General features: G+C 68.0%; 1 protein-coding gene. It reads right to left on the bottom strand.

The features are described from left to right. Nucleotides 1-21: 21 nt before the first annotated feature. The gene (locus tag LZG04_RS41405; protein WP_233827439.1) at nt 22-936 is read right to left on the bottom strand and encodes an IS982 family transposase; all 915 of its coding nucleotides are present in this window, start codon (nt 934-936) and stop codon (nt 22-24) included. Nucleotides 937-1002 lie beyond the last annotated feature (66 nt).

Genomic DNA, 1002 nt, shown 5'->3' with positions numbered 1-1002 from the left:
CTAGATGATTGATTCCTAGGGTTAGTGGTCGTAGGCGGTCAGGGAGCGCATGATCGGCTGGCCGGTGTGGTCGTTGTGCCAGATGGCGGCGGTCAGGGCGAGGATGCGTTGCAGGACGCGGGCGATCACTCCCGCGGGGGTGCGCCCGCCGTGTCGTTCGAGGTCGAGTTGGGCCTTGAGAGTCTGGTTGATCGACTCGATGGTCTGGCGCAGCGGCTTGAACAGCGTCGCGCCGGGCCGTTCGGCCTCGCCCTTGCGGGTCGGGCGCAGCAGCTCGACACCGACGTCGGCCAGGTCGCGTTCGAAGACGCGGCCGTAGTAGTGCCGGTCGGCGATGAGCACCTGGCCGGGCCGCTCGGCCGTGAGCGCGGGGTCGGTGTCGAGGATGTCGAGCAGGGTGGCGCGTTCGTCGGCCTTGGCACCGGTCAACGCGAACGCGACCGGTAACCCGCCCGGGGTGCAGACCAGGTGCAGCCGCAGGCCCCAGAAGAAGCGGGAGTGGCTGGCGCAGTAGCCGTACTCAGCCCATCCGGCCAGGTCCGAGCGTTGGGCGGTCTCGCGGGAGCGGCCGCACTCGACCGGTGTCGAATCGACCACCCACACGTCGTCGGTCCACAGCGTGGTGTCGACCGCGAGCAGTCGGATGACCGCCTTGACCAGGTCGGAGGACTTGCGCAGCCGCTTGTTGTAGCCGGGTTGGCGAGGCAGGTAGCGGAACAGGTGCCCCAGGTGGGCACGGGCGTGGCGTAACCAGCGGGCCTCGGAGGTGAACCCGAGCAAGGCCTGCATCACCGCCATGGTGACCAGCTCCGCATCGGTGAGCCTGGGTTGCAGGCCGACCTTCGGCCGCCACGGCGCGAGGTGCGGCGCGGCCTTCAGCAGGTCGTCGGTTCTGACATAGAGTGCGGTCGCGAGGGTGTCAATGTCGGTCGTCACAACCCGTACATCGACACCCTCGCCCCACGTCTCCAGGCGTCCTAACCCTTGGAATCAATCATCTAG

Source organism: Saccharothrix sp. S26, assembly GCF_021390395.1.
Classification (GTDB): domain Bacteria; phylum Actinomycetota; class Actinomycetes; order Mycobacteriales; family Pseudonocardiaceae; genus Actinosynnema.
The sequence above is the reverse complement of the archived record's forward strand: the minus strand, read 5'-3'. Positions and strand labels throughout refer to the sequence as shown.